Source organism: Pseudomonas sp. AP19 (genome assembly GCF_001728855.1).
In the GTDB taxonomy this organism is placed as follows: domain Bacteria; phylum Pseudomonadota; class Gammaproteobacteria; order Pseudomonadales; family Pseudomonadaceae; genus Aquipseudomonas; species Aquipseudomonas fluorescens.
Genome location: NZ_LXJP01000108.1, coordinates 1 through 7,267, shown reverse-complemented (window position 1 = coordinate 7,267; position 7,267 = coordinate 1). Strand labels below are relative to the sequence as shown.

9 protein-coding genes are annotated in these 7,267 nt (G+C 51.4%); 4 read left to right on the top strand and 5 right to left on the bottom strand.

Annotation, left to right across the window (positions count from 1 at the left end):
* From A7D21_RS33475 to A7D21_RS33465, 4 genes are all read left to right on the top strand, one after another.
* On the top strand, positions 1-1,300 hold a 1,300-nt coding region (locus A7D21_RS33475), incomplete at its 5' end, for a multicopper oxidase domain-containing protein (RefSeq protein ID WP_069553809.1).
* A gap of 12 nt (positions 1,301-1,312) precedes the next feature.
* A complete protein-coding gene (locus A7D21_RS35695) occupies positions 1,313-1,558 on the top strand; it encodes a hypothetical protein (RefSeq protein ID WP_024073347.1) in 246 nt (81 codons plus the stop codon).
* Positions 1,530-2,582, top strand: coding sequence for a copper resistance protein B (locus tag A7D21_RS33470; protein WP_008437443.1), 1,053 nt, complete (start codon positions 1,530-1,532; stop codon positions 2,580-2,582). Before A7D21_RS35695 ends, A7D21_RS33470 begins: the two co-directional genes overlap by 29 nt.
* A gap of 162 nt (positions 2,583-2,744) precedes the next feature.
* The gene (locus A7D21_RS33465; RefSeq protein ID WP_008437448.1) at positions 2,745-3,212 is read left to right on the top strand and encodes a DUF411 domain-containing protein; all 468 of its coding nucleotides are present in this window, start codon (positions 2,745-2,747) and stop codon (positions 3,210-3,212) included.
* Between the two features lie 303 nt (positions 3,213-3,515).
* Here A7D21_RS33465 and A7D21_RS33460 read toward each other — a convergent pair whose 3' ends face one another.
* From A7D21_RS33460 to A7D21_RS33440, 5 genes are all read right to left on the bottom strand, one after another.
* Positions 3,516-3,713: a DUF1289 domain-containing protein gene (locus A7D21_RS33460; protein WP_008437450.1), complete on the bottom strand. Its 198-nt coding sequence runs from the start codon at positions 3,711-3,713 to the stop codon at positions 3,516-3,518.
* A gap of 43 nt (positions 3,714-3,756) precedes the next feature.
* Positions 3,757-4,722, bottom strand: coding sequence for a CDF family Co(II)/Ni(II) efflux transporter DmeF (gene dmeF, locus A7D21_RS33455; protein ID WP_008437453.1), 966 nt, complete (start codon positions 4,720-4,722; stop codon positions 3,757-3,759).
* Between the two features lie 11 nt (positions 4,723-4,733).
* Complete coding sequence (locus tag A7D21_RS33450; protein WP_024073346.1) at positions 4,734-5,009, bottom strand: metal/formaldehyde-sensitive transcriptional repressor; 276 nt, start codon at positions 5,007-5,009, stop codon at positions 4,734-4,736.
* Positions 5,010-5,228: 219 nt separating this feature from the next.
* A complete protein-coding gene (locus A7D21_RS33445; RefSeq protein ID WP_008432871.1) occupies positions 5,229-6,554 on the bottom strand; it encodes an OprD family porin in 1,326 nt (441 codons plus the stop codon).
* 217 nt (positions 6,555-6,771) lie between these two features.
* On the bottom strand, positions 6,772-7,104 hold the full coding sequence (locus A7D21_RS33440; RefSeq protein WP_008432869.1) for a DUF2790 domain-containing protein: 333 nt from the start codon (positions 7,102-7,104) through the stop codon (positions 6,772-6,774).
* Positions 7,105-7,267 lie beyond the last annotated feature (163 nt).

The following is a 7,267-nucleotide window of genomic DNA, read 5'->3' as shown; positions in this document are numbered from 1 at the left end:
CGTTGGTGATTTTATCGACGATGTCAGTAAGCAAGGTTGGTCAGCTACAGTAGCTGACAGGAAGATGTGGGCTGAAATGAACATGAGCCCAACCGACCTTGGAGACGTCAGCGCAGATACTTACACCTATCTCATGAATGGCCAGGCGCCAAACGGTAACTGGACCGGTATTTTCAAGCCGGGTGAGAAGCTACGACTACGCTTTATCAACGGCTCGGCGATGAGCTATTTCGACGTCCGCATTCCTGGTTTGAAAATGACCGTTGTGGCCGCCGACGGCCAACACGTCAACCCAGTGAGTGTTGACGAATTCCGCATCGCCGTAGCTGAAACGTATGACGTGATCGTAGAGCCTGCCAGTGAAGAGGCTTACACCATCTTCGCCCAGTCTATGGATCGGACGGGTTATGCACGCGGAACCCTCGCTCTTCGTGAAGGGCTAGTTGCTCAGGTACCTGCTATAGATCCACGTCCAATCGTCACTATGGATGACATGGGGATGGGCGGTATGGCTGGTATGGACCATGGCAGCATGGCTGGTATGGGCGGCGCAGAGAAGACACCAGGTGACATGTCCGGCATGGCGGGCATGGCGGGCATGGACCACAGCAAGATGACCGGTATGGACCAAAGTGACATGACCGGGATGACCGGCATGGACAGCGGTGACATGACTAACATGGCGGGCATGGATCACAGCAAGATGGCTGGGATGGGCAATGGTGATATGTCAGGGATGGCTGGCATGGGTGGTATGGGTGGTATGGGTGGAGAAATGCAGACACACCCTGCCTCTGAAACCAACAATCCCCTGGTTGATATGCAAGCCATGAATCCAACGCCAAAGCTAAGTGATCCGGGCATAGGCTTGCGGAACAATGGTCGTCGAGTGCTCACTTACTCCGACTTGAAAAGCACTTTCCAAGACCCTGACGGCCGCGAGCCAAATCGTACCATCGAGCTTCATTTGACCGGTCACATGGAGAAGTTTTCGTGGTCGTTCAACGGCATCAAATTCTCTGACGCCGAACCGCTGCGCCTGAAGTATGGCGAGCGTCTGCGCATCACCTTGGTGAACGACACCATGATGACACACCCCATCCACCTTCACGGCATGTGGAGTGACCTTGAGGACGAGAACGGCAAGTTCATGGTGCGCAAGCACACGATCGATATGCCACCAGGTACCAAACGCAGCTATCGAGTCACCGCTGATGCCTTAGGCCGTTGGGCATATCACTGTCACCTGCTTTTCCATATGGAAATGGGCATGTTCCGTGAAGTACGGGTTGATGAGTAAAGGAGACGATCTGTGAGCACATACCGAAATCGTAATTCCCTCGTGGGTTGCCTCTTTGCCGCTGTCCTGCTGGGTGGACTCTCGTCCACGGTGCTGGCAGAGGAAAATGGCAGCGACCATTCAACCACTGTTCCTGTTACAGCAACGGACAAGCCAGCAACGGCAAACGATTCGAAGCTAGATCACGGGGCGATGGACCATAGCCAGATGAGCCATGAGTCGATGGATCATGACCAAAAAACCAAAAAGGCAGATTGAGATCATGACCAGTAAGTTTTTACGCCCAACGCTGATGGCACTTGCAGTCTCTACCGGTCCAGCATTCTTTTTCATGGCTCAAGCCGCTGAAGAGATGGATCCGTCGATGGCGATGCCATCAAGTGCGGACGCAAAGTCTTCAACTGCACAAAAATCCAAACCCGCCAAACCGAAAGATGCCGCGATGGATCACTCCAAGATGGACCACGGCTCAATGGGAGCCATGGACCATAGCAAGATGGGGGCTATGGATCACAGCGATAACGGGCAAATGGACGGTATGGAAAGCATGGATGGAGGGGCGACTACCACAAGCCGAACCCCAATCCCCGTACTTACCGACGCTGACCGGGCCGCCGCTTTTCCAGACTTACCAGGCCATGGTGTGCACGATAAAAAAATTAACTCGTTCATCCTCCTGGATAAATTTGAGTACCAAGACGCTGACAACGGTAGTGCGCTGGCTTGGGATGCAAAAGGGTGGATCGGCGGTGACGTCGATCGCCTATGGTTGCGTTCGGAAGGCGAACGTACCAATGGCGTAACCGAGAACGCTGAACTTCAGGCTCTGTGGGGACACGCCATCGGTCCTTGGTGGGATGTCGTCACCGGCATTCGACAAGACTTCAAACCTGGGTCACCTCAAACATGGGGAGCGCTCGGTATTCAGGGCATGGCCCTCTATAACTTTGAAGCTGAAGCGACTGCTTATATTGGTGAGAACGGTCAAACCGCAGCTCGGTTTGAAGGCGATTACGACATCCTGTTGACCAATCGCCTGATCTTGCAGCCGACCGCCGAAGTAAACTTGTACGGGAAAAATGATCCTCAGCGCGGCATAGGATCTGGATTGGCCAACACCGAACTAGGCCTGCGGTTGCGCTACGAAATTACTCGTCAATTCGCACCCTACATTGGTGTTAGCTGGAATCGCTCATATGGTAAGACGGCTGACCTAGCCAGCGATGAAGGGGAAAAGACAAACGAGGCCCGGTTTGTAGCTGGTATTCGGATGTGGTTCTGAGCGATTTGAGCACTAGCCCTACGAATTCAAATGATCGGGGAGTTGGCTCCCCGACTCTAAAGTAGATCCTTCAATGTAACCTTTGCAGCGGCATGAACGCTTGAGTGGGGTTCTATTGCTTCGTAGAACATCTCGCCGTCTCCAAGGGAAAAGGAAATATTCATGACAGGTAGCTTCCGACTTTCAAGTCGATTTCTGCGTATTGCAACATTCGCTGCGCTGTTCATCGGCTCAACGGCTCAAGCGGCGCAGGCCCTGACCATCGATGTGCATCGAGATGCAAACTGCGGATGCTGCAAAAAATGGATTCAGCATCTTGAGGCCAATGGCTTCACCGTCATTGATCATGTAGAAACCAACATGAGTGCTGTCAAACAAGATCTAGGTGTCGCTCCACGACTCTCGTCTTGTCACACTGCGATGATCAACGGGAAGTTTGTTGAAGGTCATGTGCCAGTTGAGCAAATAATTGCGATGAGTAAGCGTGACGACCTTCTCGGGATCGCTGCTCCTGGAATGCCAGCAGGTTCTCCAGGAATGGAAGTCGACGGAGTACATGAGACCTACCAAATAATCGGCCTGACCAAAGCCGGCGTAGATCAGGTCATTGCTGAATACCCCGCAAACTAATCCCACCTCATCCATTCGGCCACAGCATGGTCCCAGCTCATGGCCATGCAGCGGGACATGCTATGTTGATTTCATTCTCAAGCAATACGCAAAGGACGATCAGCAACAAGCTGTAAAGGCGCGCCTGCGCCGAATCGGATAACCCCGTACCGCTGTCCTCAATAACAATTTGAGATGACGCCATGCTCCGTCTGCTGACAAGCACTGCGCATCTGACCACGATAGTGCTAAGTTCGGGTGGCGTTGCCACTCAGCTTGCCTTTCCGAATCTGGACATCTGTCTCGGCTGAAAGCGTAGAAAAGTTAAATTACAGTGGTTTGAGAGTTCTTTTTTTGCAGGCTTTTCAGACGCAGGGTCGCGCGTTGTACAGCGGCCATTTTTTCTGGACGCTTCATTCGTTTCCATTTTCTGATGTCTTCCTTGGTGCGACCGCAGCTGACGCACAGTTCGCTGTTCAACTGGCAGACAGAAGTACACGGATTCTCGATGTCCTTGGCCATTGGTCAATTCCTCGGCGAACTTATGCGAACTACGGGCTCATTGCTAAGCCTGAACGGCGACCTGATCGGGTGAAACAGCGCCCGGCTTCGTGCGGTACTCAACTGTCAGATGAGTGATCTCATGAACTGTCGCAAGCCGTTCTCGTATGTTTTGTGCATTCACTGCTGGGCTGCCTAGAACACTCACAATAGCGGCGCGGGCTTGCGGCCCTACCTGCCAGACATGAAGATCTATGATCGAAGCATCTCCCTGTCGCTCAACCAGTTCACGAATCTCTTCAGCGACATGATCATCTGTCTGGTCTAGCAATACACTCGCAGTCACCCGCATCAACGACCAAGCCCAGCGTGCGATGACAACTGCACCCACAATCCCCATTGCAGGGTCGAGCCAGACCCAACCAAGGTAACGACCAGCAAGCAGTGCTGCGATGGCCAGAACCGAAGTCAGTGCATCTGCAATGACGTGAATATAAGCAGAGCGCAGATTATTGTCATGACCATGTGCATGGTGAGATTCATCTTGGCCGTGGTCATGCCCATGGTGATGATTATGACCGCCAGACAGCAAAAGCGCGCTCACCACATTCACTGCTAATCCGACAATTGCGATAAGAGTCGCTGTCCCGAATTGCACTTGAGTCGGTTGAAAGAGACGAAATAGCGACTCTCCGGCAATTCCCAAAGAGACCAGTCCCAAAATCAGAGCAGATGCGAAGCCACCCAAGTCTCCAACCTTGCCAGTTCCAAAACTGTAGCGAGCATTTGAGGCATGTCTTTTTGCGTAACCGTAAGCAGCTGCGGCTATGCCAAGTGCTCCAGCGTGTGTTGCCATGTGAAATCCATCAGCAAGCAACGCCATTGAGCCAGTGAGATAACCTGCGGTGATTTCAGCAACCATCATTACGACGGTCAGAGCCACTACCCACAAGGTTCGCTTGGCGTTTTCTTCATGTGATTTCCCCAGGAACATATGGTCGTGGGAATAGTCGGTGTACGAATTACTCATCTGGGCAAATCCTATTTGGAATAGCGGCGAATGGCTTCGAGAAGCTCATCGACGCCTTTCGCTCTTTCTTCGTTGCTGAGTGTCGGATTCGCAACGTGTTCACGAGCGTGGTCTTCGATAATTTCATCCATCAGCCCATTGATAGCGCCACGGGCAGAAGCGACCAAAAGCAGGGTTTTCGAGCAGTCATCATCAGAGTCGAGTGCTCGCTCAATCGCCTGGACTTGCCCAGCAATTCGCTTTACACGCTTAAGAAGATTGTCTTTGCTTGATCTCATATGACCCATACCATACCCCCCCTACCTATATTGAGAGTATGTTCACACGTTCCAATCAGCCATACAACCCCAGGGACGCTCGCCGCCGGGATGGATATACCAACAGTTTCTTCAATCCACAAAAAAAGGCGCCACTAGGGCGCCTAAGCCGTCTCCAAACCAAAGGAGAAACAAGGAGACGGGGTGTATCGGGGATACCGGACAGTTGATGCCGATGGCTAATGCCCGTTAAAGGAGTTGCAGTGGATATTCAACAATCAGTCTGACCTCGTCCAAATCAGATTCGAAATCGGTAGCTCGTGTCGTTGCTTGGCGGACACGTAAAGACATGTCCTTCAGTGAGCCTGACTGGATGACATACTTAGCCTCGATGTCTCGCTCCCAACGCTTTTGGTCCTGCAATGGGGCACCGTCCGCTCCGCGACGCATGTACACGCTGTTTGCGTTGGAATAGTCCGCATCCCAACCCTTAGCGTAGCGGGTCATGAAGCTCAGACCGGGGATGCCGAAAGCCTGCATATCTAGATCGTAGCGCAGCTGCAAGGATTGCTCTTTCGGTGAGTTGAAATCGCTGTACTGAATGGAGTTATCCAAAAAAATTGAGTCGGACTGGCGAAGGTAGTCAAAGTCGTCGTTACCATTATTGCGCTGGTAACCAACGGTCACGGCGTGCGCTCCGAATTTGACCCCGGTCTTGCCGCTCCAGATCTTGTTATCGAAGCTTCCCAGAAGTTTTTCACCCTCATCAACCGCTCGGTAGTAATTAAAGCCGCCAATTAGCGATACGCTTTCTGAGAGTGGATAGCTCAATGTGGTGCCCGCGTAGTATTGGTTCCACACATCCTTGAATTGGCTGGTGTAAAGACTCACACCTACGTGTTCATTGACCGTGTAATCGCCCCCTAGATAAGCGATCCATGGAGCATCTACTACACCGGCGTAAAAAGTTGAAAAGCCGTCACGCATGCTACTGGAATTGGGTTGGCTCATCGCATGCAGCCGGCCCCCCTGAAGGGTCAGGCCTTTGATGCTGGTATTAGTGAACGTTGCACCCCGGAAACTCTCCGGGAGAAGTCGGGAATCCCCATAGGCAACGACAGGCGTCGATGGAAATACGTCGCCTACCTTGACGACTGTATCCAGGAAACGCACTTTTGCGGCCCCGCCTACTTTTGAGTAGGAGTCTTCAGGTTGGCCTTTGCTATTGTGCGGCAAGACATCGACTGAGCTACGGGCTCCCGAGCGACCATCACCTGAATCGAGCTTGAGGCCTTCCATTGCAAACGCATCAATGCCGAAGCCTACGGTACCTTGAGTAAAGCCTGATTCGAATCGGCCAATGATGCCATGAGCCCATTCGGCTGAGTAACCATTGCCCGTGGGGCTTGATTGACCCTTTCGATAATCACGATTGAGATAGAGATTCCGATTGAGAATACTAAAGGTGCTCCCCTCAATGAACCCTTCAGGCTTTTGCTCCACAGCTACTGCAACTTGCCCCATGCTCATGCCAAGGGAAATGAGAGAAAGACCATAAATGCTTTTATTGTTCATTTAACACTCCAGGCTTTAGCTTGGCAGAGTTTCTTTATGAAATATTTTTTATAATTATAAAAGCCACCAGCACGTGAGGATTTCTCCTACGTGCCGGCAGACATAATTTCATACAATAGATAACTCCAGCGTGACCTGAAAATTACTTCTGTGTCAGCGAACAGCAAGCAGGCTCAAAACATACCGAACAACCTTGCGCAGTCAGGGCTAACGCTAATTAACTTCCGTGAGGGCAGTTAGTACCCATAACCTTGTATTCCAAGGTGTTGAGCTTGCCCGCCGAATCTTCATAGGTCATGCGCGAAGGGGCTACGCCACAGGTTTTATTGGCTTGAGTGGTACTGATTACCTTCTGGACATCGAGGTTCATTCCGTATTCATAATGAACAACTTCAGGTGTCGCCTTTCCGTTTTCTAAGGCGTACTGCTCCATCGCCTTCTGGTTCTCTTGCATCATTCGACCATAAACACGGTCACCACCTCCTTCAGCCATGGCCAAAGAAGACATGGTCAAGATGGAAGCGGCAAAAACAACTTTTAATAATTTCATGATTTTCTCCTAGTGCTCACTTACTTCTGACTAGAGGATAACCAGTGATGCCTTTCAGGAAGCTGCCGCGAATATTACATATCTGTAAGGCCTCTCGTAGAGCTCGTGAGTTCAACTATTTAAAGTTTAGCTTTATTGGCAGAGCACGCTGAATGCATCATAC

Excerpts from the sequence above, each read along its gene's own strand:
- A7D21_RS33465 (WP_008437448.1), top strand. The coding sequence starts at position 2,745 with ATGACAGGTAGCTTCCGACTTTCAAGTCGATTTCTGCGTATTGCAACA.
- A7D21_RS33450 (WP_024073346.1), bottom strand. The coding sequence starts at position 5,009 with ATGGGTCATATGAGATCAAGCAAAGACAATCTTCTTAAGCGTGTAAAG.
- A7D21_RS33460 (WP_008437450.1), bottom strand. The coding sequence starts at position 3,713 with ATGGCCAAGGACATCGAGAATCCGTGTACTTCTGTCTGCCAGTTGAAC.
- A7D21_RS33445 (WP_008432871.1), bottom strand. The coding sequence starts at position 6,554 with ATGAACAATAAAAGCATTTATGGTCTTTCTCTCATTTCCCTTGGCATG.
- A7D21_RS33440 (WP_008432869.1), bottom strand. The coding sequence starts at position 7,104 with ATGAAATTATTAAAAGTTGTTTTTGCCGCTTCCATCTTGACCATGTCT.
- dmeF (WP_008437453.1), bottom strand. The coding sequence starts at position 4,722 with ATGAGTAATTCGTACACCGACTATTCCCACGACCATATGTTCCTGGGG.
- A7D21_RS33470 (WP_008437443.1), top strand. The coding sequence starts at position 1,530 with ATGACCAAAAAACCAAAAAGGCAGATTGAGATCATGACCAGTAAGTTT.